This is a genomic window from Klebsiella sp. GW_Kp181, from assembly GCF_040062315.1.
Taxonomy (GTDB): domain Bacteria; phylum Pseudomonadota; class Gammaproteobacteria; order Enterobacterales; family Enterobacteriaceae; genus Klebsiella; species Klebsiella oxytoca.
This window is the reverse complement of the sequence record NZ_JBEAFR010000042.1, coordinates 1-26,477: the sequence shown is the minus strand read 5'-3', so window position 1 is coordinate 26,477 and position 26,477 is coordinate 1. Positions and strand designations below refer to the sequence as shown.

At 58.7% G+C, this 26,477-nt stretch carries 25 protein-coding genes and 1 tRNA gene; 15 read left to right on the top strand and 11 right to left on the bottom strand.

From position 1 onward, the window contains the following. Positions 1-11 precede the first annotated feature (11 nt). Positions 12-1,454: a PTS cellobiose/arbutin/salicin transporter subunit IIBC gene (gene ascF, locus ABLV11_RS07190; RefSeq protein WP_004104835.1), complete on the bottom strand. Its 1,443-nt coding sequence runs from the start codon at positions 1,452-1,454 to the stop codon at positions 12-14. 256 nt (positions 1,455-1,710) lie between these two features. On the opposite strand from ascF, the gene ABLV11_RS07185 reads away from it, so the two are divergent. The 4 genes from ABLV11_RS07185 to ABLV11_RS07170 all read left to right on the top strand — a co-directional run bounded on the left by ABLV11_RS07185 (position 1,711) and on the right by ABLV11_RS07170 (position 6,643). Next, positions 1,711-2,724, top strand: coding sequence for a LacI family DNA-binding transcriptional regulator (locus ABLV11_RS07185; RefSeq protein ID WP_224330182.1), 1,014 nt, complete (start codon positions 1,711-1,713; stop codon positions 2,722-2,724). 134 nt (positions 2,725-2,858) lie between these two features. Continuing rightward, the gene (hydN, locus tag ABLV11_RS07180; RefSeq protein WP_004104833.1) at positions 2,859-3,386 is read left to right on the top strand and encodes an electron transport protein HydN; all 528 of its coding nucleotides are present in this window, start codon (positions 2,859-2,861) and stop codon (positions 3,384-3,386) included. A gap of 12 nt (positions 3,387-3,398) precedes the next feature. Next, entirely contained in the window at positions 3,399-5,618 is a 2,220-nt protein-coding gene (gene hypF, locus ABLV11_RS07175; protein WP_126489454.1) for a carbamoyltransferase HypF, read from the top strand. Between the two features lie 11 nt (positions 5,619-5,629). After that, the gene (locus tag ABLV11_RS07170; protein WP_004104831.1) at positions 5,630-6,643 is read left to right on the top strand and encodes a HoxN/HupN/NixA family nickel/cobalt transporter; all 1,014 of its coding nucleotides are present in this window, start codon (positions 5,630-5,632) and stop codon (positions 6,641-6,643) included. Positions 6,644-6,873: 230 nt separating this feature from the next. Here ABLV11_RS07170 and norW read toward each other — a convergent pair whose 3' ends face one another. Then, a complete protein-coding gene (gene norW, locus ABLV11_RS07165; protein WP_023321494.1) occupies positions 6,874-8,007 on the bottom strand; it encodes an NADH:flavorubredoxin reductase NorW in 1,134 nt (377 codons plus the stop codon). Then, complete coding sequence (norV, locus tag ABLV11_RS07160) at positions 8,004-9,449, bottom strand: anaerobic nitric oxide reductase flavorubredoxin (RefSeq protein ID WP_004104829.1); 1,446 nt, start codon at positions 9,447-9,449, stop codon at positions 8,004-8,006. The genes norW and norV overlap by 4 nt, the downstream gene beginning before the upstream one ends. A 187-nt stretch (positions 9,450-9,636) precedes the next feature. On the opposite strand from norV, the gene norR reads away from it, so the two are divergent. Next, a complete protein-coding gene (gene norR, locus ABLV11_RS07155) occupies positions 9,637-11,181 on the top strand; it encodes a nitric oxide reductase transcriptional regulator NorR (RefSeq protein ID WP_064397937.1) in 1,545 nt (514 codons plus the stop codon). On the opposite strand, the gene gutQ is transcribed toward norR, so the two are convergent. From gutQ to srlA, 7 genes are all read right to left on the bottom strand, one after another. Further along, entirely contained in the window at positions 11,144-12,109 is a 966-nt protein-coding gene (gene gutQ, locus ABLV11_RS07150; RefSeq protein WP_004104827.1) for an arabinose-5-phosphate isomerase GutQ, read from the bottom strand. The two genes, norR and gutQ, sit on opposite strands and share 38 nt — an antisense overlap. Beyond that, a complete protein-coding gene (locus tag ABLV11_RS07145; protein ID WP_004104826.1) occupies positions 12,102-12,875 on the bottom strand; it encodes a DNA-binding transcriptional repressor in 774 nt (257 codons plus the stop codon). The genes gutQ and ABLV11_RS07145 overlap by 8 nt, the downstream gene beginning before the upstream one ends. 68 nt (positions 12,876-12,943) lie before the next feature. Further along, entirely contained in the window at positions 12,944-13,303 is a 360-nt protein-coding gene (gene gutM, locus ABLV11_RS07140; RefSeq protein WP_004104825.1) for a transcriptional regulator GutM, read from the bottom strand. Between the two features lie 134 nt (positions 13,304-13,437). Beyond that, on the bottom strand, positions 13,438-14,217 hold the full coding sequence (gene srlD, locus ABLV11_RS07135) for a sorbitol-6-phosphate dehydrogenase (RefSeq protein WP_004104822.1): 780 nt from the start codon (positions 14,215-14,217) through the stop codon (positions 13,438-13,440). Between the two features lie 17 nt (positions 14,218-14,234). Further along, entirely contained in the window at positions 14,235-14,597 is a 363-nt protein-coding gene (gene srlB / locus ABLV11_RS07130; RefSeq protein WP_023321492.1) for a PTS glucitol/sorbitol transporter subunit IIA, read from the bottom strand. A 13-nt stretch (positions 14,598-14,610) separates the two neighbouring features. Continuing rightward, positions 14,611-15,588 (bottom strand): PTS glucitol/sorbitol transporter subunit IIB, encoded by a 978-nt coding sequence (locus ABLV11_RS07125; RefSeq protein WP_016809459.1) that lies wholly within the window; start codon positions 15,586-15,588, stop codon positions 14,611-14,613. After that, positions 15,585-16,148, bottom strand: coding sequence for a PTS glucitol/sorbitol transporter subunit IIC (gene srlA / locus ABLV11_RS07120; protein ID WP_004104818.1), 564 nt, complete (start codon positions 16,146-16,148; stop codon positions 15,585-15,587). Before srlA ends, ABLV11_RS07125 begins: the two co-directional genes overlap by 4 nt. A 262-nt stretch (positions 16,149-16,410) precedes the next feature. Between srlA and mltB the strand changes: the two genes are divergently transcribed. The 4 genes from mltB (at position 16,411) to ABLV11_RS07100 (ending at position 20,148) form a co-directional block, all read left to right on the top strand. Continuing rightward, the gene (gene mltB / locus ABLV11_RS07115) at positions 16,411-17,487 is read left to right on the top strand and encodes a lytic murein transglycosylase B (protein ID WP_004104816.1); all 1,077 of its coding nucleotides are present in this window, start codon (positions 16,411-16,413) and stop codon (positions 17,485-17,487) included. Positions 17,488-17,690: 203 nt separating this feature from the next. Continuing rightward, complete coding sequence (locus ABLV11_RS07110) at positions 17,691-18,401, top strand: ATP-binding cassette domain-containing protein (protein ID WP_160886661.1); 711 nt, start codon at positions 17,691-17,693, stop codon at positions 18,399-18,401. Continuing rightward, a complete protein-coding gene (locus ABLV11_RS07105; RefSeq protein ID WP_004104814.1) occupies positions 18,398-19,261 on the top strand; it encodes a metal ABC transporter permease in 864 nt (287 codons plus the stop codon). The genes ABLV11_RS07110 and ABLV11_RS07105 overlap by 4 nt, the downstream gene beginning before the upstream one ends. A 5-nt stretch (positions 19,262-19,266) precedes the next feature. Further along, positions 19,267-20,148, top strand: coding sequence for a metal ABC transporter substrate-binding protein (locus tag ABLV11_RS07100; RefSeq protein WP_017145510.1), 882 nt, complete (start codon positions 19,267-19,269; stop codon positions 20,146-20,148). Positions 20,149-20,176: 28 nt separating this feature from the next. Here ABLV11_RS07100 and ABLV11_RS07095 read toward each other — a convergent pair whose 3' ends face one another. Further along, on the bottom strand, positions 20,177-20,410 hold the full coding sequence (locus tag ABLV11_RS07095; RefSeq protein ID WP_004104812.1) for a hypothetical protein: 234 nt from the start codon (positions 20,408-20,410) through the stop codon (positions 20,177-20,179). 203 nt (positions 20,411-20,613) lie between these two features. On the opposite strand from ABLV11_RS07095, the gene pncC reads away from it, so the two are divergent. The 6 genes from pncC (at position 20,614) to ABLV11_RS07065 (ending at position 26,419) form a co-directional block, all read left to right on the top strand. Beyond that, entirely contained in the window at positions 20,614-21,111 is a 498-nt protein-coding gene (pncC, locus tag ABLV11_RS07090) for a nicotinamide-nucleotide amidase (RefSeq protein WP_016809455.1), read from the top strand. Positions 21,112-21,191: 80 nt separating this feature from the next. Continuing rightward, positions 21,192-22,250, top strand: a complete 1,059-nt coding sequence (gene recA / locus ABLV11_RS07085; RefSeq protein ID WP_004104808.1) for a recombinase RecA — start codon at positions 21,192-21,194, stop codon at positions 22,248-22,250. Positions 22,251-22,320: 70 nt separating this feature from the next. Next, positions 22,321-22,821 carry a recombination regulator RecX gene (gene recX / locus ABLV11_RS07080; protein ID WP_032728975.1) on the top strand — a complete coding sequence of 167 codons (501 nt, stop codon included), beginning with the start codon at positions 22,321-22,323 and terminating at the stop codon, positions 22,819-22,821. 130 nt (positions 22,822-22,951) lie between these two features. Further along, complete coding sequence (gene alaS / locus ABLV11_RS07075) at positions 22,952-25,579, top strand: alanine--tRNA ligase (protein ID WP_004114720.1); 2,628 nt, start codon at positions 22,952-22,954, stop codon at positions 25,577-25,579. Between the two features lie 238 nt (positions 25,580-25,817). Continuing rightward, positions 25,818-26,003, top strand: a complete 186-nt coding sequence (csrA, locus tag ABLV11_RS07070; protein ID WP_000906486.1) for a carbon storage regulator CsrA — start codon at positions 25,818-25,820, stop codon at positions 26,001-26,003. A 323-nt stretch (positions 26,004-26,326) separates the two neighbouring features. Beyond that, a tRNA-Ser gene (locus tag ABLV11_RS07065) sits at positions 26,327-26,419 on the top strand. The last annotated feature ends 58 nt before the right edge of the window (positions 26,420-26,477 follow it).

Genomic DNA, 26,477 nt, shown 5'->3' with positions numbered 1-26,477 from the left:
CAAAATGGTGTTCAGGCGTGAGAAGCCTGGGTGCCGGCCTGACGCTGTCTGGCGTCGGCGGCGGCTTCTTCTTGCGGAATATCTTCAAAGCCGAGCATCAGCGTCAGGACAAACGACAGCACCACCGCCAGCGCCATGACGCCAAACACCCAGACGATGGTCATCGGATTGGCCGGGTCGAAAAACTGGACGCTGGTGAACAGGCCCGGCGCCGCCATTGAGTGGCTGGCGAGCCCGGCAATGCCGGCCACCGCGCCGCAGATAAAGCCGCTAATCAGGCTGGCGATCAGCGGTCGCTTCAGCCGCACCGCCACGCCGTACAGCGCCGGTTCGGAAATCCCCGCCAGAATTGCAGAAGCCGCGGCCGCCAGCGCCGTCTGGCGCAGCTCCGGGTTTTTGGTTTTCCACGCCACCGCCAGCGACGAGCCGCCCAGCGACAGATTAGCGCCGATTTCCGACGGCATCACCATGCCCTCTTTGCCGGTTTCGGCGATAGTCTGAATGATCGTTGGGGTAAAGACCCGGTGCATCCCGGTCATTACCAGCAGCGGCCACAGGGCGCCCATGATCGCCACCGACAGCCAGCCGAGATAGCTGTGGATCGTATAGACCAGCGCGGAAATGGCGCTACCGATCCAGATGCCGAGCGGGCCGATCAGCAGAATCGACAGCGGAGCGGCGATCAGTACGATCAGCATCGGTTTAAGGAAGTTTTTTGTCACCGCCGGGGTGATACGGTCGACCCAGCGTTCGATATAAGAGAGGCACCAGGTCATCACCAGCGCCGGGATCACGGTATAGGTGTATTTCACCGCCGTCACCGGAATAAAGGCAAACTCCACGTGCTCGCCCTGGGCGGCTTTGGCCATCAGTTCGATAAAGCTCGGGTGCACCAGCACCCCGGCAATGGCAATCGCCAGCGACATATTGGTTTTGAACTTCACCGCTGCGGAAGCGGCGACCATCAGCGGCAGGAAGAAGAACGCGCCGTCGCCGATCACCGTCAGAATAGTCAGCGTTGGCGCGCCTTTGGGCAGAGCGCCGGTCATCTCGAGGATCATTGCCAGCAGCTTAACCATCGATCCACCGATAATCGCCGGGATCAGCGGCGACATGGTGCCGATCAGCGCGTCGAGGATCCCGGCGCCGATGCGTTTCAGGGTAATAGGCGGTTTCCCCTGCGGTTCGGCCGGGCGCAGATCCCCCGGCAGCAGCGCGACCACTTCGCGATACGCCTGGGAGACGGTATTGCCCACGATCACCTGGCACTGGTTATCGCTACGCACCACGCCGAGCACGCCTTTCAGCCCTTTGAGGGTGGCGCTGTCGACCCGCTCGTTGTCTTTGACCACGAAACGCAGGCGGGTCATGCAGTGGGTGACGGCGGCAACGTTATCTGCGCCACCGATTGCCGCGATAATCTGCTGCGCCAGAGCTGCATAATTTTTAGACATCGGATTTTATCCTGTTTATCAATGGGGTACTGGCTTGTCACCGCGCCGGAAAGCGGAGCGGCATCATGCATACATAGGAAACCGGTTCCACAAAATCATGATTAGTTTCATGAATGCATACAAGAAATAAAAAAATAAGATCTCGATTTTGTGATTTCGATCGCTGTGTGCGCATCCGCGCGGGCGACGCGCAAATGCTGAAAAAGCGCAGCGCGTGCAGTACACTGCGGGCAACATTGGCAACAGGAATAACCACATGGCAACGATGCTGGAGGTAGCGAAGCGGGCGGGGGTGTCAAAGGCCACCGTTTCGCGGGTGCTGTCGGGGAACGGCTATGTCAGCCAGGAGACCAAAGATCGCGTCTTCCAGGCGGTGGCCGAAAGCGGCTACCGGCCGAATCTGCTGGCGCGCAACCTGGCGACGAAAAAGACGCAGACCCTCGGGCTGGTGGTGACCAACACCCTTTATCACGGCGTCTATTTCAGCGAACTGCTCTACCACGTCGCGCGGATGACCGAAGACAAAGGGCGGCAGCTGATCCTCGCCGACGGCAAGCACAGCGCGGAGGAGGAGCGCGAGGCGATTGAGTATCTGCTCGATCTGCGCTGCGATGCGATAATTATCTATCCGCGCTTTCTCAGCGTTGATGAGATGGATGAGATTATCGAAAATCATGAGCGGCCCATCATGGTGCTCAACCGCCGCCTGCGCCGCAACGCCAGCCACTGCGTCTGGTCCGATCAAAAAGCTTCGGCGATGATGGCGGTGGAAAAGCTTATCGCGCTGGGCCATCGGGAAATCGCGTTTATTACCGGTTCGCTGGATTCGCCAACCGGCGTTGAGCGTCTCTCGGGCTATAAAGACGCGCTGGCCCGCGGCGGCATTGCCCTGAATAACGATCTGATCGTCGAAGGCCGCTGGACGCCGGAAACCGGCGCGGCGGGGGTCGAAACGCTGCGCCAGCGCCGCGTCGGCTACAGCGCGCTGGTGGCGAGCAACGACGATATGGCGGTTGGCGCGATGAAACAGCTGCATCAGATCGGCGTCAAGGTTCCGGAGCAGGTCTCGGTCTTGGGGTTTGACGATATCGCGCTGGCGCCGTATATGGTTCCGGCGCTCTCCAGCGTCAAAGTTCCGGTGACGGAGATGATCAAAGAGAGCATCAACCGGCTGATCTTTATGCTCGACGGCGACGATTTTAAATTTCAGCAACTCTTCCCCGGCGAGCTGATTGAACGCGACTCGGTGGTCCCCGGCCCGCATGCCTGACGTCGTCAGCTGTCATCGTCACAACTGACGATGACAGTATCTTCCGTATTTATCTTGTTTAATATCAATTAGATAAAAGTTGGAACGTATTATGCATACTCCGGCGCGTAACCTTTTTACTGCTGGAGAAATGGATGAACCGTTTCATTATCGCCGACGCAAGCAAATGCATCGGCTGCCGCACCTGTGAAGTGGCCTGCGTGGTCTCTCATCAGGAAAATCAGGACTGCGCCGCGCTGACGCCAAAAAGCTTTTTACCGCGTATTCACGTGATCAAAGGCGTTAACGTGTCGACGGCCACCGCCTGTCGTCAATGCGAAGACGCGCCGTGCGCCAACGTCTGTCCGAACGGCGCGATCAGCCGCGACCAGGGCTTCGTCCACGTGATGCAGGAGCGCTGTATTGGCTGCAAAACCTGCGTGGTGGCCTGTCCGTACGGCGCCATGGAAGTGGTGGTGCGCCCGGTTATCCGCCACAGCGGCGCGGGGCTGAACGTGATGGCGGAAAAAGCCGAAGCCAACAAATGCGACCTTTGCCACCACCGTGAGGAAGGCCCGGCCTGTATGGATGCCTGTCCGACCCACGCGCTGATTTGCGTCGACCGCAACAAGCTCGAACAGATGAATATCGAAAAACGCCGCCGCACCGCGCTGGCCTGGTAAGCCGGTCGCGCAATGAACGGGGTGCAGATCCGCATTCGCGGTAAAGTGCAGGGGGTGGGATTCCGCCCCTTCGTCTGGCAGCTGGCGCAGCAGCTGGGGCTGCGCGGCGACGTGTGCAACGACGGCGACGGCGTGCTGGTGCGCCTTGTCGGCGGTGATGCGCCATTTCTCGCCGCGTTAACCCGGCGCTGCCCGCCCCTGGCGCGTATCGACAGCGCGGCAGCGGCGCCTTTTGTCTGGGACGCTGCGCCGCCAGGCTTTACCATTCGCCAAAGCGGGGCCGGAAGCATGCGCACGCAGATTGTGCCCGATGCCGCTACCTGCCCGGCATGCCTGGCGGAAATGAACAACCCGCAGGAGCGCCGCTACCGCTATCCGTTTATCAACTGCACCCACTGCGGGCCGCGTTTTACCATTATTCGCGCCATGCCCTACGACCGTCCACTGACCTCTATGTCGCCGTTTCCACTCTGCACCTCCTGTGCGGCGGAGTATGGCGACCCCGCCGATCGCCGTTTCCACGCGCAGCCGGTAGCCTGCGCCGAGTGCGGGCCACGGCTGGAGTGGCGCGGGCCGCAGGCGCATTCATTTGGCGAGGCGGCTCTTGAAGCGGCGACGGCTCGCCTGATGGCGGGCGATATAGTGGCGGTGAAAGGGCTGGGTGGTTTCCATCTGTTGTGCGATGCCGGAAATCCTGAGGCCGTCGCGAGGCTGCGGACGCGTAAGCATCGGCCGGCGAAACCGCTGGCGGTGATGCTGGCGACAACGGCGGGGCTCGATGAACCGGCGGTGACGCTGCTCACGTCCCCCGCCGCACCGATCGTGCTGCTGGATAAAACGCAGGTGGCCGGGCTGTGTGACCAGATTGCGCCAGGGCTTGCGGAAGTAGGGGGGATGCTGCCGTCTAATCCACTGCAGCATTTACTTTCGCAGGCGCTGGCGCGCCCATTAGTGATGACCTCCGGCAACCTTAGCGGTCGCCCGCCGGCGTTAACCAACGCAGAGGCGCTGGCGGATTTAGCCGGGATTGCCGACGGTTTTCTGCTGCATAACCGCGAGATTGTGCAGCGGATGGATGATTCCGTAGTGCGGAAAAGCGGCGAGATGCTGCGTCGCGCCCGCGGCTACGTGCCGGACGCGCTGGCACTGCCGCCGGGGTTTCACGATGCGCCTCCCCTGCTGGCCCTCGGCGCGGATATGAAAAATACGTTCTGCCTGCTGCGCGGCGACGAAGCGGTGCTCAGCCAGCATTTTGGCGATCTCGACGAGGAGGGCGTTGAGGCGCAGTGGCGGCAGGCGCTGCGCCTGATGCAGGAGATCTACGCTTTTACGCCGCAGCGGGTGGTTGCCGACGCCCATCCCGGCTACCGCGCTTCGCGGTGGGCGGCGTCGCTTATGCTGCCGGTGGAGCGGGTGTTGCATCATCATGCCCACGCTGCCGCGTGCCTGGCCGAGCATCGCTGGCCGCTGGAGGGCGGCGACGTGATTGCCCTGACGCTCGACGGCATCGGGATGGGGGAAAATGGCGAACTGTGGGGCGGCGAGTGCCTGCGGGTCAACTATCGCGAGTGTGAGCATCTCGGCGGTCTGCCGTCGGTGGCGCTGCCCGGCGGCGACCTCGCGGCGCGTCAGCCGTGGCGCAATCTGCTCGCCCACTGCCTGGCGTTTGTCCCTGAATGGCAGAATTATGCCGACACCGCCGCGCTGCGCCAGCAAAACTGGCCGCTGCTGGCGCGAGCAATCGAGCGTGGTATTAATGCGCCGCAGGCATCGTCGTGCGGCCGTCTGTTTGACGCCGTCGCCTGCGCGCTGGGCTGTGCGCCGCTAGCCCTGAGCTATGAGGGGGAGGCGGCATGCCGTCTGGAAGCGCTGGCGGCGACCTGCGAAGGCGTGGATCATCCGGTGACCCTGCCGTGGCGCGAAGGTAAACTGGACCTGGCGACGTTCTGGCGGCAGTGGCTGAGCTGGCAGGCGGGCCCGGCGCAAAAAGCGTGGGCCTTTCATGATGCGCTGGCCCGCGGGCTGGCGGCGATGATGCGCGATTGCGCGAACACGCGGAACATTCACACGCTGGCCTTCGGCGGCGGGGTACTGCACAACCGCCTGCTGACGGCGCGATTGACCTTTTATCTGGCCGATTTTACTCTGCTTTTTCCGCAGCAGCTGCCCGCAGGAGATGGTGCGATTGCCCTCGGCCAGGCGATCGTCGCTGCGGCCCGCCTGCAGGCTTAAAGGATACCCATATGATAGTGACGATTTTGCGTCAGCAGCCGCGCGCAGCGGCGCTGGTGCTGGCATTAATTGCCGCCAATTTGCTGGCCTGGGGCTGGGCTTTTGCGGCGTTCGGCGGCAGCGGCGCGCTGATGGCCGCCAGCCTGCTGGCCTGGGGATATGGTCTGCGCCACGCGGTGGACGCCGACCATATCGCGGCGATCGACAACGTGACCCGCAAAATGATGCAGCAGGGGAAGCGGCCTTTTGCCGTTGGCGCGTGGTTTTCTCTGGGACACTCGTCGATTGTGGTGCTGGCTTCGGCGGCGATTGCCGCGACCGCCACCGCGTTTGGCCAGCAGATGAGCTGGTTTCACGAGACCGGCAGCGTTATCGGCACCGCCGTATCGGCGCTATTCCTGCTGGTGATGGCTCTTATCAACCTGGTCATTTTGCGCAGCGTCTGGCGCAGCTTTCAGGCGTGGAAGCAGGGCGAAAAGGTGAGCGATGAGATTATGACCGGCGGCGGTATGATGAGCTGGCTGTTCGCGAAAACATTCCGCCTGATTAGCCGCAGCTGGCAGATGTATCTGGTGGGCTTTCTGTTTGGCCTCGGCTTTGATACGGCGACGGAGGTCGGCGTGCTGGGGATCTCCGCCGCCAGCGCGTCGAGCGGGGTATCGATTTGGTCGATTATGGTTTTTCCGGCGCTGTTCGCCAGCGGAATGGCGCTGGTGGATACGCTTGATAACGTGCTGATGGTCGGCGCCTACGGCTGGGCGTTCAGCAAGCCGCAGCGCAAGCTCTATTACAATATGACTATTACCGGCACCTCGGTGGTGGTGGCGCTATTTATCGGCGGCCTGGAGGCGCTGGGGCTGTTGATGGATAAGTTCTCTCTGAGCGGCGGCGTCTGGCGCTGGGTCGGCGCATTGAACGACCATCTCGGCGACGCCGGTTTTGCAGTGGTCGGGCTGTTCGTGGCCTGCTGGGTGCTGTCGGTGCTCAACTACCGCTGGCGCGGGTACGATAACCTGGCGCGGTAGGTTGGGCTTTCCCCGGCTTGCGCTGCGCTTAGCCGGGCTACAGGTTAACAGCCGTCTGCTGGCGGTAGCCCGGACAGATGTGCAAGCATCGCCTCCGGGAAATTATGCCACTCTGCGCGCTGCTCCCGGGGACGGCGCAAGGCGCCTGCCCGGGCTACTGCCGTCTGAGATCCGGTAGCCCGGGTAAGGCGTTTACGCCGCGACCCGGGAATAACCTCATTTCATCGAGGTTAACTCACCAGCTGCCTGAGCAGGGCAAAAGCATCTTTCATGCGATCTTCGCTAACCACAAACGCGCGCAGCCGGTTTTCGGCGTCAACGCCTTTCGCGACCAGGCCATCTTTGGCGGCAACGATATTCCACGTCAGATCCTCACGCCGGGTATCGCCCGCCAGATGCAGCGGTAAATCCGGCGTTTTGACCTTCACCAGCATCGGCGGCAGCTTGAGCTCGCCCTGCTGGGCCAACAGGTTTTTACCCAGACACATGGCGCTTAGCAGAATCGGCTGCAGAAAAGGCAGGACCATGCCGTTGATTTCCGCGCAATCGCCGAGGGCGTAAATCGCCGGATGGCTGGTTTGCAGCTGGCTGTTCACTACCACGCCACGGTGAGTTTTCAACCCCGCATGCCGCGCCAGCGCCGTTTCCGGGCGCAAACCGGCGGCCGCCACTACCGCATCCACCATCACCGTACGCTGGCGGTCGAGGGTGACGCGAATCCCGTCGGCGCTCTGCTCCAGGCTTTCCAGCTGAGTCTTCAGCATCAGATGCACGCCCATGTCGGTCAGACGATGCTGCAGTCGACTGCTGGCTTCCGGCGGCATCAGCGCCGACAGCACGCTGGCGGAGTTATCCACGACCGTCACCGCTTTGCCGGCGCGGCAGAAATCCATCGCCAGTTCGCAGCCAATCAGACCGCCGCCAACGATCAGCACTCTTTTTGCATCGCGCAGCTGGCTTTGCGCCGCGCCGTATTCACGCTGGCTGTTCAGGGTCAGCATCAGCTCGCGGCCCGGCACCGGCGGGATAAACGGCGTCGCGCCGGTGGCCAGTACCAGTTTGTCATAGCGCCACTCGCGGTCCTGGCTCTTCACCCGCTGATTATCAGCGTCGATATCGCTGACCCAGGTATGCGGAAACAGGCGCAGATTGTACTGCTCGGCAAACTCACCCGCCGTTTGCAGGGTCAGGTCGTCGGCGTTCTGGCCGCGGCTGACCACATGGCTGAGATCCGGCTTGTTGTACTCATCCATACTGTCGGCGGCAATCAGGGTCAGCGGGATGTTCGGGTCCTGCTTGCGGATATTTTTCACCAGCTGACGGGCCGCGAAGCCCGAGCCGATGATGACGATGCCATCACTCATTTTGCCTCCGATGCCAGAACATCAAACACATCTTTACCCAGTGAACACTCAGGACAGAGGAAGTTATCCGGCACATCGCTCCACGGCGTACCCGGCTGGACGTCCTGGTTCGGCTCGCCTTGTTCCGGGTCGTAAATCCACTGGCAAACGCTGCACTGCATTTTCGGGCCGAGATCGGCAGTGGCTGCTGCTGCGCAGGACGTTGCTTCTGGCGCAGCTTTGGCCTCACTGGTGACCGGCAGCGGGGAGAGTGCCCACTGGCGGGCGATTTCGCGACCGTGTTCACGGCACAGCTCCAGCGCGTCGAGATCCGGACGCCATTTGGCCTTCAGGCTCAGGGACATTTCAAAGCCCGCATCCTGTAAACGCGTGGACAGGCGATCAACCGCGCCGCCGCTCCAGCCGTGGGAGCCGAAGGCGCTGGCGTGCTTATTGCGAAAACGCAGGCCGGTCATCTCCTCCACCAGCCCGGCGATTTTCGGCATCATCACGTTATTCATGGTTGAGGTGCCGACCAGCACGCCTTTCGAGCGGAACACGTTGGTCAGAATGTCGTTTTTATCGCTGCGGGCGACGTTGAAGATTTTCACCGCCACGCGCGGATCCACGTCGGTAATGCCCTGAGCGATCGCATCGGCCATCATGCGGGTATTGTTGGACATGGTATCGTAGAAAATCGTGATGCGGTCTTCCTGATAATCCGCCGCCCACTCGAGATATTTTTCGACGATTTGCGTCGGATTATCGCGCCAGACCACGCCGTGGGAGGTGGCAATCATATCTACCGGCAGGTTAAAGCCGAGGATTTCGGTAATTTTCGGCGTCACCAGACGGCTGAACGGGGTCAGAATGTTGGCGTAGTAGCGCTGGCACTGCTCATAAAGCTCAACCTGGTCAACTTCATCATTAAACAGATGTTCATCGCAGTAGTGCTGGCCGAAGGCGTCGTTGCTGAATAGCACCGCGTCGCCGGTCATGTAGGTCATCATGCTATCCGGCCAGTGCAGCATCGGGGTTTCGACGAAAATCAGCTGCTTGCCGTTGCCGATATCCAGGCTGTCGCCGGTTTTCACCACGTTGAAATTCCACTCCGGGTGATGATGGTGTCCGGTGATGGAGTCGATGGCGTTGGCGGTGCAGTAAATCGGCGTGTCCGGAATTTGCGTCATCAGTTCGGTGAGCGCGCCGGCATGGTCCTCTTCCGCGTGGTTGATAATGATGTAATCGATATCGGCGAGGTCGATTTCGCCGCGCAGATTTTGCACGAATTCACGGCTGAATTTATGATCGACGGTATCGATCAGCACATTTTTTTCTTCCCGGATAAGATAGCTGTTGTAGCTGCTGCCGCGCAGCGTTTTGTATTCCGTCCCGTGGAAGTCACGCACTTCCCAGTCGCGTTGACCAACCCAATGAATGTTATTTTTAACCAGAATAGACATAGCAACCTCAATTAATTCAGCATTGTTCAAATAGGATGTTTTGCTTATATCAAGTTGCGTGCCAACTTTTTAATTTATTGAATTTAATAGTTTTTATATTTTTATTAAAATTCATTGATGTCAAAATGACAATGGTTAAAATAGTCGATATGACTATGTTAAATGTCAAAATGACTATGAGGCGAACATGAGTTTCTCCGTCGAGGCCCTGGCGAAAATCGCCATTGATTTACAAAGCGATCTCGGCCATGCCGACCGTTTCTCGCGTTTGATTACCACCCTGCGGCAGATACTCGGCTGCGATGCCTCGGCGCTGCTGCGCTATGAGGCGCACCAGTTTGTGCCGCTGGCGATTGATGGCCTGGCCCAGGACGTGCTTGGCCGGCGCTTTGCCCTTGAAGGCCACCCGCGGCTGGAGGCGATTGCCCGGGCGGGGGACGTGGTGCGGTTCCCGGCGGACAGCGATTTGCCGGACCCTTACGATGGGCTGATCCCCGGTCAGGAGAGCCTGAAGGTGCACGCCTGCGTCGGCCTGCCGCTGTTTGCCGGACAAACCCTGATCGGCGCGCTCACCCTCGACGGGATGGATGCGGACCGTTTTGACAGCTTTAGCGACGAGGAGCTGCGCCTGATAGCCGCTCTGGTCGCCGGAGCGCTCAATAACGCGCTGCTGATCGCCAGGCTGGAGAATCAAAACGTGCTGCCGGAACAGGCTATCGCGTATCCGGTATCCGAACGTCAGGAGATCATTGGCCTGTCGGCGCCGATGCTGCAGTTGAAGAAGGAGATCGACATCGTCGCGGCCTCTGACTTAAACGTGCTGATTAGCGGCGAGACCGGCACCGGCAAAGAGCTGGTGGCGAAAGCGGTGCATCAGGGGTCGCCGAGGGCGGCCAATCCGCTGGTCTATCTCAACTGCGCGGCCCTGCCGGAGAGCGTGGCGGAGAGCGAACTGTTTGGCCACGTCAAAGGGGCATTTACCGGGGCGATCAGCAACCGCAGCGGTAAGTTTGAAATGGCAGATAACGGAACGCTATTTCTCGATGAAATTGGCGAGCTTTCGCTGGCGCTCCAGGCCAAGCTGCTACGGGTACTGCAGTATGGCGATATTCAGCGCGTCGGCGACGACCGCAGCCTGCGGGTCGATGTGCGGGTGCTGGCGGCCACTAACCGCGATCTGCGTCAGGAGGTCGTGGAGGGGCGTTTTCGCGCCGATTTGTATCATCGGCTGAGCGTGTTTCCGCTGTCGGTTCCGGCGCTGCGCGAGCGGGACAATGACGTGGTGCTGCTGGCCGGTTATTTTTGCGAACAGTGCCGTGTGCGCATGGGGCTGGCGCAGGTGATTTTAAGCGAGGCGACGCGCGGCAGGCTGCTTGCGTGGTCATGGCCGGGCAACGTGCGCGAGCTGGAGCACGCTATTCATCGGGCGGTGGTGCTGGCGCGGGCGACGCAGGCGGGTAATGAAGTGGTGCTGGAGCCGCAGCATTTCCAGTTTGCCGAGGAAACGCCGGCCTTGCCGACCGTTACCCCGCAGCCGTCGGAGGGAGCGGTAAGCCTGCGCGAGGCGACAGAGGCGTTTCAGCGCGAAGCGATCGCCAGAGCGCTGGCGGATAACCGTCGAAACTGGGCCGCAGCCGCCCGCGCGCTGGAGCTCGACGTCGCCAACCTGCACCGGCTGGCGAAACGTCTGGGGCTTAAAGGATCCCGGCCTGATAAAAGTTTTGCAGGTTAATCGCGCCGACCAGCTGGCCGTTTTCATCCACTACCGGAGCGGCGCTGATTTTGTGCTTCATCAGGCGCTCCTTGGCTTCTATCGCGCGGCTTTCCGCTTGCAGAGTGACGCCGTTGCGGGTCATTGCCTGGCTGACGATATCCTGTAAGCTGCCGCCGCCCACCAGCCAGCGGCGCAGGTCGCCATCGGTAAAGACGCCCTGCACGTGATTGCGTTCATCGCAAACCGCCACCAGCCCCAGGCCGGTGCGGCTGAGTTCGAGCATCGCGTCCATGACGCTGGTGTCGTTAGCGACGCGCGGCACGTCGCCATCGCGGCGCATCAGATGATGGACTTTGTTCAGCAGCCGCGCGCCCAGCGCGCCCGCCGGGTGCGAACGGGCGAAATCTTCTTCGTTAAAGCCGCGGGCCTGCATGACCGCCATGGCCAGCGCGTCGCCGAGCATCAGGGTATTGACGGTGCTGGAGGTGGGCGCGAGGTGCATCGGGCAGGCTTCGCGCTCTACGGCGATATCGAGCACCGCTTTGGCCGCCAGCGCCAGCGGTGAAGTGGATTTACCGGTCATCGCCAGCAGCGGAATGGATTTTTCTTCCAGGCGCGGAACGATAAGATCCAGCTCTTTGGCGCTGCCGGAGTAAGAGATAAACAGCATCACGTCGCGGCTGTCGAGCATTCCGAGGTCGCCGTGCAGCGCTTCCGCCGGGTGAACAAAAAATGCCGGGGTGCCGGTGCTGGCGAAGGTGGCGGCCAGCTTTTTACCAATATGACCCGATTTACCGATACCGGAGACGACCAGTTTGCCCTCGCAGTGGATGATGGTTTCCGCCGCGCGGATGAAGTCGTCGCCCAGGCGTTCAGGCAGGCGGCTCGCCTCCTGAAGCTCCAGCATCAGGGTCTGGCGTCCGGCTTCTAACAGAAAGTTACTCATGATGTTCTCCAGTAATAATGACTTCGATGCCTTTGTCTTCCAGCGCCCGCTTAAATTCCGGGCTGATATCGGCATCGGTAATCAGTTTGTCCACGCTCTCCAGGCCGCAGACGATATTGGGACTTTTGCGGCCAAACTTCGACGAGTCGGCCATCAGGATAACTTCGCGGGCGGCATTGCACATCGCTTTGCTGACCGTATAAACCTCATTAAAGGTGGTGACGCCGGCGATTAAATCAATGCCGTCGGTGCCCATAAACAGTCGATCGAAGCTGAAGTGTTCGAAGGCGTTTTCCGCCAACTGGCCGTGAAAGGAGGCCGATTTTTTGCGAAACGTGCCGCCCGGCATCAGGATGGTTTGTTCGTTATCCAGTTCAGAGAGGGCGTTGACGATATGCAGGCTGTTGGTCATCACGGTAATGTTATTGAAGCGGCTGAGCATCGGTACCATTTGCAGCACCGTACTGCCGGCGTCAAGAATGATCGAGTCGCCATCGTGAATGAAGCTGACGGCGGCTTCGGCAATCCGCTCTTTTTTATGGGTGTTAATCAGCGTTTTGTGGTCGATGGGCGGATCGGCCTCGTCTTTATTTAACACCACGCCGCCGTAAGTACGGATAACGGTACCGGCATTCTCAAGGATCACCAGATCCTTACGGATGGTGGTACCGGTGGTGTCGAAGTGTTGCGCCAGCTCTTCGACCGAGCATTTGCCCTGCGATTGCAGGTGCTCGAGAATGGCTGCCTGGCGCTGACGTGGTTTCATAAGCGTTGTATCCTGCGTTTAAAGTTTCGAAATGATAATTTCGCAAGATATTAACGTTCACAACGAAATTATCCATGTTTCGGATTAAGCGCTAATGATAGTGCATTCTGACAAAGCGGATCATTGGGAAAGATCACATCAGGCTGCAATTCCTTAAGATGTTTACCGGTCAGGACGGGGATTTTTTGCGGCCTGCCGAAGACGGTGAGGCCTTTCATTAGCAGCGTATCGCAAATGCGGTCGTTTTCGTCGACGGCGATGGCGACGACGGCGCGCGGCTTGAACCGCCCCGAGGAACGGCCGACGCCGACGCGTCCCTGCTGGCACAGCCGATCGAACGCGCGATTGAACTGCCTGATTTGCCAGCCGCCAAAGGCGAGCTGGGTTATCCAGGCGATGGCGGCGACGGTGATAAGTGCGGTAACCATAAAGTCTCCTTAAGGCGTGTGCGATATTTCCCCGGAGGCGGCGCGTTGCGCCTGTCCGGGCTACCAGACAGCCGCATAATCGGTAGCCCGGACAGATGCGCAGCATCGCCTCCGGGGAAACAGTGCGCAACGTTTTAAAACATCACCTGCCCGCCGGTGACGTTGATGGACTGCCCGGTACAGTATGAAGCCTGCGGGCTGGCGTAAAACATCAGCACGTTAAGTACGTCCTGGTAATCGCAGCCGCGCTTTAGCGGGACTTTATCGATGTAATACTGCTCGACCTGCTCTTCGGGGATCCCCAGCTTGGTGGCGTACTGCGGCAGCAGCGACTGGAACATCGGCGACTTCAGCAGGTTGCCGAGCATCAGGGAGTGCACGGTAATACCGTACTCCGCGAGGTCCAGCGCCAGCGACTGCGTCAGCCCCACGCCGCCGAACTTCGCCGCGCTATAGCCGGAGTTATGTTTGCTGCCCACTTTGCCGGATTTAGAGTTAATCTGGATGATGCGACCTTTAATGCCGTCGCGGATCATCAGGCGGGAAAACTCGCGGGCGCAGAGGAAGTAGCCCACCAGATTCACCTGCAGAGAACGGTCGAAATCCCCCAGCGCGAAATCGCTAATAAAGGCCGCTTTAGCGATCCCGGCGCTATAGACCAGCAGATCGACGCGGGAAAATATTTCATCCACTCCGCGAGCAAGGGCGACCACGCTGGCTTCGCTGGTGGCGTCCGCGCCGAAGCCCCACGCAGTGCCTTCGCCATACTCCGCGTTGATGGCCTGGGCGACGCGGGTCGCTTTATCGCTCTGAATATCGACTACCGCCACGCGATAGCCTTCTGCGGCAAGCCCGCGGCACAAAAACTCTCCTAAGGTTTGTCCCCCACCGATGACAACAGCAACCTGATTCATAATTTTCTCCTTACAACTTAAGCAACAAATTTCAGTACGCAGCCGGTGGCGATGCCTTCCGGCACCGGGCCCGCCACGTGTACGGTCCCGGGGAATTCCGCTTCGCGGTGACCATCAAAGCGCAGCGTGATATGGCCCAGCTCGCGTAGGTTCTGTTCGGCAACGTCGCCGACGGCGGTGACCGGGTAGCGCAGCTCGCCAAGCAGCAGTTCCGCGCCCGGCGCCAGCGCGCCGGACAGCTCACCGTGGTTGTGAATAAAGCAGTACTCTTCGATATCGGCCGGGGCGCCTTCGCGGAAGGTGATCAGCATCTGCTCCTCCAGCGCCATCGTCGCGCTGGCGCCGATATGGGTAATCGTGGTCTGGTAAATCACGGTCATCTTCAGGCACCTCTTATTGATAAATAAATCCGGAAACGAACCAGGCGATGAGCACCGTTGGCGCTCCGGTCAGGAAACGGCTCACCAGCACCGACGGTACGCCGACGCGCACCGTATCCTGGCGAGCTTCCGCCAGCGACAGGCCAACCGGGATAAAGTCGCAGGCGGCCTGGGCGTTGATGGCGAACAGCGCGGGCAGGGCGAGATGCGGCGGAATATTGCCGAGGCCAATCTGCACGCCAATCAGCACGCCGATAACCTGGGCGATGACCGCGCCGGGGCCGAGAAACGGCGACAGCAGCGGGAAAGAGCAGATCAGCGCCAGGGTGACGAGGCCCAACGGATGGCTGGCGAGCGGCGCCAGGCCATGGGCTACCCAATCGCCGATGCCGGAGGCCATGATGATGCCGATCAGCGCCGCGACGAAGGCCATAAACGGCAGAATGGTTTTCAACACCGTATCGATGGTGTCGCGCCCGGCCTGGAACAGCACCGCCACGACGGAACCCATCCCCATGCCGACTTTGGCCAGCAGGCCGTCGCTCTGCTCGGTGATTTTCTTGCTGGTGTCATAGTCGCGGATCGCCGGCTGGGCTGGCGCGGCCTGCGGGGCCGGGGAAGGGCCATCTTCCAGGGCGAAAATGTTCTCTTCTTTGACGCCGGAAACGTAAATATCTTCGACGATATACTGCGCCAGCGGACCCGATTTGCCGGTCGCGTGAATATTAATGGTCGGGATGCGGCGCTTCGGGTAGATACCGCAGCGCAGGGTGCCGCCGCAGTCGATAATCGCCACGCCGATTTCCGCTTCCGGCGGCTCGCCCTCTTTGAAACCATCGACCGCCTGCCAGCCGGTGAGGTGGGCAATTTTATCGACGATCGCCGGACGGGTGCCCGCGGTGATATAGACAATTTTTTTACCGGCAACGGCGTCCAGTTCGAGCGGTCCGCCCCAGCCGCCGGTGCCTTTTTCAATGCGAATACGGGTCATGATGTCGCTCCTGACAGGTGGACTTTCTGCTCAAGCTGGATGGCCATTTTTTTCTCAAAAATCGACGTGGTCAGATCGGTTACCCAGCCGCGGAAGAAGTTCGTCACCAGACCCACCAGCAAATAGCTCACCGCCAGTGGCCCTAACGGCAGGCCGAGGGTGGTCAGCCCGTTGGCGATCCCCAGATAGACGAACAGTTCGCCGGGGTTGATATGCGGAAACAGGCCGTTCATTGAGTGGCAGCTGTAGGAGGCCGCCGCGTAGTAGCTCGGTTTGTATTTCTCGGGCATAAAGCGCCCAAGGCTCAGGGTCATCGGGTTACAGAAAACGAAGGTGCCGATGCAGGGCAGCAGCAGGTAGCGGGAGATCGGATTACCGGCGCAGCGCTGCGCCAGCTTTTCGATCCGCTGCTGACCGATAAAGTTGATCAGCGCATTCATGATCACCAGCAGGCTGATCAGCAAAGGCAGGATCCCGGTGACCATTCCGGTGAATACCTCGCCTCCCTTCTGAAACAGGCCGATAAACCACTCGGCGCCGTGGGTAACGACTTCAATCATTGTTCTCTCCTTCAGCGTGTTATTTTTCTTGCTAACTGGCGGCTAATTTTAATCATTTTAAAAGGTTTAAAAGTGTTAAACTGATCGCATAATGAAAGATAAATATTTTATTTTGAAAGTTTATAGCTGAAGTGAAAGAAAGATCCGGCGAGGCATAAGCAAAAACGGCAAGAAAAAAGAATTTACATCGTCGCCGCTTCCTTGTGAGCGGGCGCATGCTTTACCATAATTATCCCTTGCCGATTTGTTGAATGGATGTCCCATGTTGAAGCGTCGTTATCTGGCTTTACTCCCTCTTTGCGTTCTACTCGCTGCCTGCAGCAGCAAACCTCAAACCCCCGCGGAAAAGGAAATGGCGGGCGGCACGGGCGGTTTTTTACTTGAGCCGCAGCATAACGTGATGCAAATGAGCGGTGATTTCGCGAATAACCCGGCGGCGGAGCAGTTCATCGACAAGATGGTGAGCAAGCACGGCTTTGACCGACAGCAGCTGCATGAGATCCTCTCGCAGGCTAAACGTCTGGACTATGTTCTGCGTCTGATGGACCGCCAGGCGCCGACCGGGCTGCCGCCGTCAGGGCCAAACGGCGCCTGGCTGCGCTATAAAAAACAGTTTATTACCCCGGATAACGTGCAGAACGGCGTGGCGTTCTGGAACCAGTATCAGGATGCGCTCAACCGCGCGTACCAGGTTTACGGCGTGCCGCCGGAAATTATCGTCGGGATTATTGGCGTTGAGACCCGCTGGGGCAGGGTGATGGGTAAGACCCGTATCCTCGATGCGCTGGCGACGCTGTCGTTTAACTATCCGCGCCGCGCCGAATACTTCTCTGGCGAGCTGGAAACGTTCCTGCTGATGGCGCGCAGCGAACAGGATGACCCGCTCGATCTGAAAGGCTCCTTCGCCGGGGCAATGGGCTATGGTCAGTTTATGCCCTCTTCTTATAAGCAGTATGCCGTGGACTTTAACGGCGACGGGCATATCAATCTGTGGGATCCGGTCGATGCCATCGGCAGCGTGGCGAATTACTTCAAGCAGCACGGTTGGGTGAGCGGCGATCTGGTCGCGGTACAGGCGCTGGGCCAGGCTCCAGGCCTGAACAATGGGTTTAAAACTAAATACAGCGTCTCGCAGCTGGCGGCGGCAGGATTAACCCCGACCCAGCCGCTGGGTAACCATCAGCAGGCGAGCCTGCTGCGTCTGGATGTCGGTACCGGCTATCAGTACTGGTACGGCCTGCCGAACTTCTACACTATCACCCGCTATAACCACAGCACCCATTACGCGATGGCCGTCTGGCAGCTGGGCCTGGCGGTTTCTCAGGCCCGGATGCAGTAATCCCGCCTTCTGCGCTCCTCTCCGTCCGGAGAGGAGTCTGTAACATTTTGCAGCATTTCCTTTTGTTGACGCCAATTTACAATCTACGCTTCTTTTAATATTGTTATGTTATAACGTTTTATTGAGGCGTAAACATTGACTACCTTATTGATGACTTCAGGCATCGCCCGGCTGACGATGGCCTGCGTAGTGCTGGCCGCGCTGTGGCTGGCAACCTGGTGGGCGGTATCCCTGCCATGATTAAGCTCGACCACCTGGTGGCTGGCTATGAAGGGCTGGCGATCACACCGTCCCTTAGCGGCACGATTGCAACGGGGAGTATGACGGCGATTGTCGGCCTTAATGGCTGTGGGAAGTCGACGCTGCTCAAGACGCTGGCCGGCTTTATTCCACCGGTTAGCGGCCGTCTGAACTGGCGCGGTGAACGACCCGTTATCGGCTGGCTGGCGCAGCGTCATGCCCTGGAGTCGCAGTTTCCGTTGACGGTGCAGGATGTGGTCAGCCAGGGGGCCTGGCCCCGGGTATCGCTGTTGCGCGGGCTTAGGGGAGAGGGGCGTCAGCGTATCGTCGCATCCTTAGAGCGGGTGGGACTGTTAACGATGGCGAAAACGCCGATTGAGGCGCTCTCCGGCGGCCAGTTTCAGCGCATGCTCTTCGCAAGGGTCATGGTGCAACGCGCGCCGCTGGTAATGCTTGACGAACCGTTTACCGGCATCGACGAAGCTACCTGTCGTGAGCTGATGGCGCTGATCCTCGAAATGCACCAGCAGGGACAGACGATTCTGGCGGTGCTGCACGATAACCAACGGGTCGCCGACTATTTCCCGGAAACGCTGCTGCTAACGTCGCAGCACGCCCGCTGGGGCTGTACGCCTGATGTACTGCCCGCCTTTCACTCCGCGAGGCTGGCATGATCTGGCACACCTTTATTCAACCCTTTATCGAGTTTGGCTTTATGCGCCGCGCGCTGGTGGTGTGCCTGGCGCTCTCCCTGAGCACTACGATGCTCGGCGTTTTCTTACTTTTACGTCGCATGAGCCTGATGGGCGATGCGCTCTCGCATGCGATTTTGCCCGGCGTGGCGGCGGGCTACCTGCTTAACGGGATGTCGCTGCTGGCGATGACCGTCGGTGGTTTTATTGCCGGCATTGCGGTGGCGCTGGTGGCGGGATGGGTCAGCCGACGCACGCCTTTAAAAGAGGATGCCAGCTTCGCCGGGTTTTATCTCGGCTCCCTGGCGCTGGGCGTTACGCTGGTCTCGCTGCGCGGTTCTAACGTCGACCTGCTGCATCTGCTGTTTGGCTCGATTCTGGCGGTAGACCGCGATTCGGCGCTGTTTGTCTCCGCCGTTGCCAGCCTGACCCTGATTTGCATCGCGTTGTTTTATCGCGGCCTGGTCAGTGAAGCCTTCGATAGCGTCTGGCTTCAGGTGAACTCGCGAAGATTGCCGGCGCTGCTCCACGGCCTGTTTCTCGCCCTGCTGGTGCTCAACCTGGTGGCCGGGTTTCAGGTTCTCGGCACGCTGATGGCGGTAGGCGTCATGATGCTGCCTGCCGTCGCGGCGCGCTGCTGGGCGCGAACGCTGCCGGGCATTCTGCTGCTGGCGGCGTCGATCGGCAGTTTTTGCGCGTGGATGGGGCTGAGCCTGTCGTGGGCGGCGAATTTGCCTGCCGGACCCGCGATCGTGCTGACCGCCAGCGGCATCTTTTTTGTATCGGTATTTTTTGGCACGCGCAGCCGGCTGGTTGTCGGCTGGCGTAAATTAATGGGGTAAGGAAAATGAAGCAACGTACCGGGATATGGCTGGCGCTGGCGCTGGGGCTCGCATCGCACGGGGTGATGGCGAAAACGCTGAATGTCGTGAGTAGTTTTTCCGTTTTAGGCGATATGGTGCAGCAGATTGGCGGCGAACACGTGCATGTCAACACGCTGGTGGGGCCGGATGGCGATCCGCATACCTTTGAGCCTTCGCCGAAAGATAGCGCGCTGCTGAGTAAAGCGGATGTCGTGGTGGTCAACGGTCTGGGGTTGGAAGGCTGGCTGGACCGCTTAATTAAGGCATCCGGTTTCAAAGGTGAGCTGGTGGTAGCTTCCCGCGGAGTCAAAACTCACACGCTTGAAGAAGATGGCGCAACGGTAACCGATCCGCATGCGTGGAACAGCGCCGCCAACGGCGCCCTGTATGCGCAGAATATCCTTAACGGCCTGGTAAAAGCGGACCCGGATGATAAGGCTGCGCTGGAGATTTCCGGTCAGCGCTATATCAGCCAGCTCAACGATATCGATCGCTGGGCAAAAAGCCAGTTCAGCGCCATTGCGCTGGAGAAACGCAAAGTGCTCACCAGCCATGACGCTTTCGGCTATTTTGGCCGCGCCTATGGTGTGACCTTCCTCGCGCCGCAGGGATTATCGTCGGAGAGTGAAGCCAGCGCGGCGCAGGTAGCGGCTTTAATTCAACAAATTAAAGCCGACGGCGTGCATACCTGGTTTATGGAAAACCAGCTCGACCCAAGGCTGGTCAAGCAGATCGCCAGCGCAACGGGCGCGCAGCCGGGCGGTGAACTCTATCCTGAAGCGCTCTCTAAACCCGGCGGCGTGGCGGACAGTTATGTGAAAATGCTGCGTCACAACGTCGAGCTGATTGCGGCCAGTATGCGATAGTTTCTGCCGGCCCGCAGGGGGCCGGTTTTTATCCGGGCTGCCCGGTGAGTATCTGCTTGATTCTTTTGCTTAAAGTAAATCCATAGATCACGCAGCCGACGCCCAATAAGAGCTGCACGCCTTCACACAGGGGATTGAAGGAGCGGGTGAAAATATGCAGAAGCGCGGTGAACAGTGAAAATAAGCCGCATAAGAACAGGCAAAGGCGCACCTGACGGATTTTTTGCAGACTCTGCTCTGCGGTAAAGGGGGCTTTGGCCATTCCAGATAACCTCGAATTTAACTCTTCCTTTAATGTGCGGTGAATTGTGACACCGGTGACATCAGGCTGCTATCCGAAAGTGCTGCGACAGCGTGGGCGATGATTTTCGCAAGCCTCCTCGTAAATTCGCCACCCCGTCCCCATATCTTCGCTGGAAGTGCTATCTTTGATGGCCTGTTTATAGAGCTTACGTGGGGCGACGAATGACAGATTCGGAATTAATGCAGCTGAGCGAGCAGGTGGGGCAGGCGCTGAAAGCGCGCGGCGCGACGGTGACCACGGCGGAGTCCTGCACTGGCGGCTGGGTCGCCAAAACCCTGACCGATATTGCCGGCAGCTCGGCGTGGTTTGAGCGCGGTTTTGTGACTTACAGTAATGAAGCCAAGTCGCAGATGATTGGCGTCAGCGAAGCGACGCTGCTTGACCATGGCGCGGTGAGCGAACCGGTGGTCGTGGAGATGGCGATTGGCGCCCTGCGCGCGGCTCGCGCGGACTACGCGATTTCGGTCAGCGGCATCGCCGGGCCGGATGGCGGCAGCGCGGAAAAGCCGGTGGGCACCGTCTGGTTTGGCGTGGCGAGCGCCAGCGGACAGGGCGTAACCCAGCGCGAATGCTTTGCCGGAGACCGGGAGGCGGTGCGCCGCCAGGCCACGGCCTATGCGCTAAATCTCCTCTGGCAACAATTTCTACAAAATACTTGATACTGTATGACTATACAGTATAATTGCTTCAACAGAACAGAATTGACTACCCGGTTACACCCGGCATGAGAGGAGTAATAATGGCTATCGACGAAAACAAACAGAAAGCGTTGGCGGCAGCACTGGGCCAGATCGAAAAACAATTCGGTAAAGGCTCCATCATGCGCCTGGGTGAAGACCGCTCCATGGATGTGGAAACAATCTCCACCGGCTCGCTTTCCCTGGATATCGCCCTGGGCGCAGGCGGCCTGCCGATGGGCCGTATCGTCGAGATTTACGGGCCTGAATCTTCCGGTAAAACCACGCTGACGCTGCAGGTTATCGCCGCCGCGCAGCGTGAAGGTAAAACCTGTGCGTTTATCGATGCGGAACACGCGCTGGATCCGGTTTATGCTCGCAAGCTGGGCGTCGATATCGACAACCTGCTGTGCTCCCAGCCGGACACCGGCGAGCAGGCTCTGGAAATCTGTGACGCGCTGGCGCGTTCCGGTGCGGTAGACGTTATCGTCGTCGACTCCGTTGCGGCGCTGACGCCGAAAGCGGAAATCGAAGGTGAAATCGGCGACTCTCACATGGGCCTCGCGGCGCGTATGATGAGCCAGGCGATGCGTAAACTGGCGGGTAACCTGAAGCAGTCCAACACGCTGCTGATCTTTATCAACCAGATTCGTATGAAAATTGGCGTCATGTTCGGTAACCCGGAAACCACTACCGGTGGTAACGCGCTGAAATTCTACGCCTCCGTGCGTCTGGATATCCGCCGTATCGGTGCGGTGAAAGAGGGTGACAACGTTGTCGGCAGCGAAACCCGCGTTAAAGTGGTGAAAAACAAAATTGCCGCGCCGTTTAAACAGGCCGAATTCCAGATTCTCTACGGCGAAGGTATCAACTTCTTCGGTGAGCTGGTCGATCTCGGCGTGAAAGAGAAGCTGATTGAGAAAGCGGGCGCCTGGTACAGCTACAACGGCGATAAAATTGGTCAGGGTAAAGCGAACGCGATCTCCTGGCTGAAAGAGAACCCGGCTGCAGCAAAAGAGATCGAGAAGAAAGTTCGTGAACTGCTGCTGAGCAATCAGGACTCCACGCCGGACTTCGCGGTTGATGGCAACAGCGAAGCAGAAACCGAACAAGATTTCTGATATCGTCTGAACAGACTAACAAGGGGCCGCTTATGCGGCCCTTTTGCTTTTTTGATTAGCGAGGTTGCCCGTGACTGAAACTTCATCCCGCCGCTCTGACTATGCCCGTCTGCTGGATCGCGCGATTCGCATTCTGGCAATGCGCGACCATAGCGAACAGGAGCTCAGGCGCAAACTGGCTGCGCCGGTGATGAGCAAGAACGGCCCTGAAGCGCTAAACGTGACGCCGGAAGAGGTCGATAACGTTGTCGAATGGTGTATTGAGAACCGCTATCTGGACGACGATCGCTTTGTCGGCCAGTTTATTGCCAGCCGCAGCCGCAAGGGATACGGCCCGGCGCGCGTCCGCCAGGAGCTAAAGCAGAAGGGGATTTCCCGCGAGACGATAGAGTCAGCCATGCGTGACTGCGAAATCGACTGGGCACAGCTTGCTAAAGAGCAGGCGCAGAGAAAATATGGCGAACCCTTGCCCACCGTATTTGCAGAAAAAGTCAAAATTCAGCGCTTTTTGCTCTACCGCGGCTATCTGATGGAAGATATCCAGGAAATCTGGCGAAATTTTGCAGATTGACCCATCCGGGATTTTACTTCCCCGTAAAGAAAACTTATCTTATTCCCACTTTATTTTCGTGAGTAGCCTGCCGGTCGATACTGGGTAGTGGCTGCCAGCGACATTTCGTTAGCTTGATTTCAGGATAATTATGAGCAAGAGCACCGCTGAGATCCGTCAGGCGTTTCTCGACTTTTTCCATAGTAAAGGACATCAGGTAGTTGCGAGCAGCTCCCTGGTGCCGCATAACGACCCGACCCTGCTGTTTACCAACGCCGGGATGAACCAGTTCAAGGATGTTTTCCTTGGTCTCGACAAACGTAATTATTCGCGCGCAACCACCGCGCAGCGTTGCGTTCGTGCGGGTGGTAAGCACAACGATCTGGAAAACGTCGGTTACACCGCGCGTCACCACACCTTCTTTGAAATGCTGGGTAACTTCAGCTTCGGCGACTACTTCAAACAGGACGCTATCAAATACGCATGGGAACTGCTGACCGGTGAGAACTGGTTCGCCCTGCCGAAAGAAAAACTGTGGGTGACCGTCTACGAAACCGATGACGAGGCGTTCGACATCTGGGCAAATGAAGTTGGCGTACCGCGCGAGCGTATTATTCGCATCGGCGACAATAAAGGCGCGCCTTTTGCTTCCGATAACTTCTGGCAGATGGGCGACACCGGGCCGTGCGGTCCATGCACCGAAATCTTCTTCGACCATGGCGACCATATCTGGGGCGGCCCTCCGGGAACGCCGGAAGAAGACGGCGATCGCTATATTGAGATCTGGAATATCGTCTTTATGCAGTTCAACCGTCAGGCTGACGGGACAATGGAGCCGCTGCCTAAGCCGTCCGTGGATACCGGTATGGGCCTCGAACGTATTGCCGCCGTACTGCAGCACGTTAACTCCAACTACGATATCGATCTGTTCCGCGATCTGATTAAGAGCGTAGCTGACGTCACCGGCGCGACCGATCTCTCTAACAAGTCCCTGCGCGTTATCGCTGACCACATTCGTTCCTGCGCTTTCCTGATTGCTGATGGCGTTATCCCGTCGAATGAAAACCGCGGCTACGTGCTGCGCCGCATCATTCGTCGCGCAATCCGTCATGGCAACATGCTGGGTGCGAAGGAGACCTTCTTCTGGAAACTGGTCGCCCCGCTGATTGACGTGATGGGCTCCGCCGGCGAAGAGCTGAAACAGCAGCAGGCTCAGGTTGAGCAGGTGCTGAAAACCGAAGAAGAGCAGTTTGCCCGTACTCTCGAGCGCGGACTGGCGCTGCTGGATGAAGAGCTGGCTAAACTACAGGGCGACACGCTGGACGGCGAAACCGCTTTCCGCCTGTACGATACCTACGGTTTCCCGGTTGACCTGACCGCCGACGTTTGCCGCGAACGCAACATCAAGGTTGACGAAGCCGGCTTTGAAGCCGCAATGGAAGAGCAGCGCCGTCGCGCGCGCGAATCCAGCGGTTTTGGCGCGGACTACAACGCGATGATCCGCGTTGACGGCGCCTCTGAGTTTAAAGGCTATGACAGCCTGGAACTGAACGGCAAAGTGACTGCCCTGTTTATCGATGGTAAAGCGGTAAATGCGGTGAACGCCGGTCAGGAAGCCGTAGTGATCCTCGACCAGACGCCGTTCTACGCTGAATCCGGCGGCCAGGTGGGGGATAAAGGCGAGCTGAAGGGCGCCGGTTTCTCCTTCCAGGTCAGCGATACACAGAAATACGGTCAGGCAATTGGTCATATTGGTAAACTGAATGGCGGTTCGCTGAAGGTCGGCGACGCCGTACAGGCAGATGTGGATCAGGCTCGCCGCCAGCGTATCCGCCTGAACCACTCCGCGACGCACCTGATGCACGCGGCGCTGCGTCAGGTTCTCGGTACGCACGTTGCGCAGAAAGGCTCCCTGGTCAACGACAAAGCGCTGCGCTTCGACTTCTCGCATTTTGAGGCGATGAAGCCGGAGGAGATCCGCGCGGTTGAAGATCTGGTGAACGCGCAAATCCGTCGCAACCTGCCAATCGAAACCAATATCATGGATATTGACGCTGCTCGTGAATCAGGCGCAATGGCGCTGTTTGGCGAGAAGTATGACGATCGCGTTCGCGTGCTGCGAATGGGCGATTTTTCCACCGAGCTGTGCGGCGGAACTCACGCCTCGCGTACCGGTGATATCGGCCTGTTCCGCATCACCTCTGAGTCTGGCACCGCCGCAGGCGTGCGCCGTATCGAAGCGGTCACCGGCGAAGGCGCGATGGCGCTACTGCATGCGCAAAGCGATCTGCTGGGCGATATTGCGCAGCTGCTGAAAGGGGATACCCACAGCCTCGGCGAGAAGGTACGCGCCGCGCTGGAGCGTAGCCGTCAGCTGGAAAAAGAGCTGCAGCAGCTGAAAGAGCAGGCTGCCGCGCAGGAGAGCGCAAACCTCTCCAGCAAAGCCGAAGAGATTAACGGCGTTAAGCTGCTGGTCAGCGAGCTGGCCGGCGTTGAGCCGAAAATGCTGCGTACTATGGTTGACGATCTGAAAAATCAGCTGGGTTCAACGGTTGTTGTGTTAGCTACGGTCGCAGAAGGTAAGGTTTCTCTGATTGCGGGTGTGTCTAAGGATGTGACAGACCGCGTGAAAGCAGGGGAACTGGTTGGTATGGTCGCCCAGCAGGTGGGCGGTAAAGGGGGCGGTCGTCCGGATATGGCGCAGGCCGGCGGTACCGATGCGTCTGCTCTCCCTGCTGCGTTGGCCAGTGTGAAAGGCTGGGTAAGCGCAAAACTGTAATAACTATAATCGCATAGATGCTGTGGTTCTCGGACTACAGCATCTTGCGCGAGAAGCACTGATAACGATAAAGTCGGGTTGAAGTTGTGTATATCGGCTAAACTTAGGTTTAACAGAATGTGATGCCGTGACTGCTTACACCGTAGGGTGTTTGTCATCGCTTACTTTTTGGCGTTATATGATGGATAATGCCGGGATACGAGAGACCCGACTCTTTTAATCTTTCAAGGAGCAAAGAATGCTGATTCTGACTCGTCGAGTTGGTGAGACCCTCATGATTGGAGATGAGGTCACTGTGACAGTTTTAGGGGTGAAGGGTAACCAGGTTCGTATTGGCGTAAATGCCCCTAAAGAAGTCTCTGTGCATCGTGAAGAGATCTACCAGCGTATCCAGGCTGAAAAATCCCAGCAGTCCAGTTACTAAGGTTTTCGCGCCTCGCTGTTTGGTGAGGCGCATCCCTCCCAGGTTCGTTTTTTCCACTTTTCTTCTCCGACAGCCTCTCTTTTTTGTCGTTTACGCGGATTCCGCTCCCGTTATCTTTTGCGTTAGCAGCAGCAAAATCAGCAATTTCTTGTTGATAAAATACTCTTTTTGCCGTTTTCACAGGCTAATTGCGCGGGAAGTGTGCAAACGAAAAAAAGGTCTCGAAAAAAGGTTTGACTTATAAGTACCAGAAAGTAATATGTGCGCCATCGCAGCGACGAAGAGCAGAAACAAGTTCTTCGAAGCACTCGTAAGAGGCGTGTGGTGAGGTGGCCGAGAGGCTGAAGGCGCTCCCCTGCTAAGGGAGTATGCGGTCAAAAGCTGCATCCGGGGTTCGAATCCCCGCCTCACCGCCATTTTGCATCCGTAGCTCAGCTGGATAGAGTACTCGGCTACGAACCGAGCGGTCGGAGG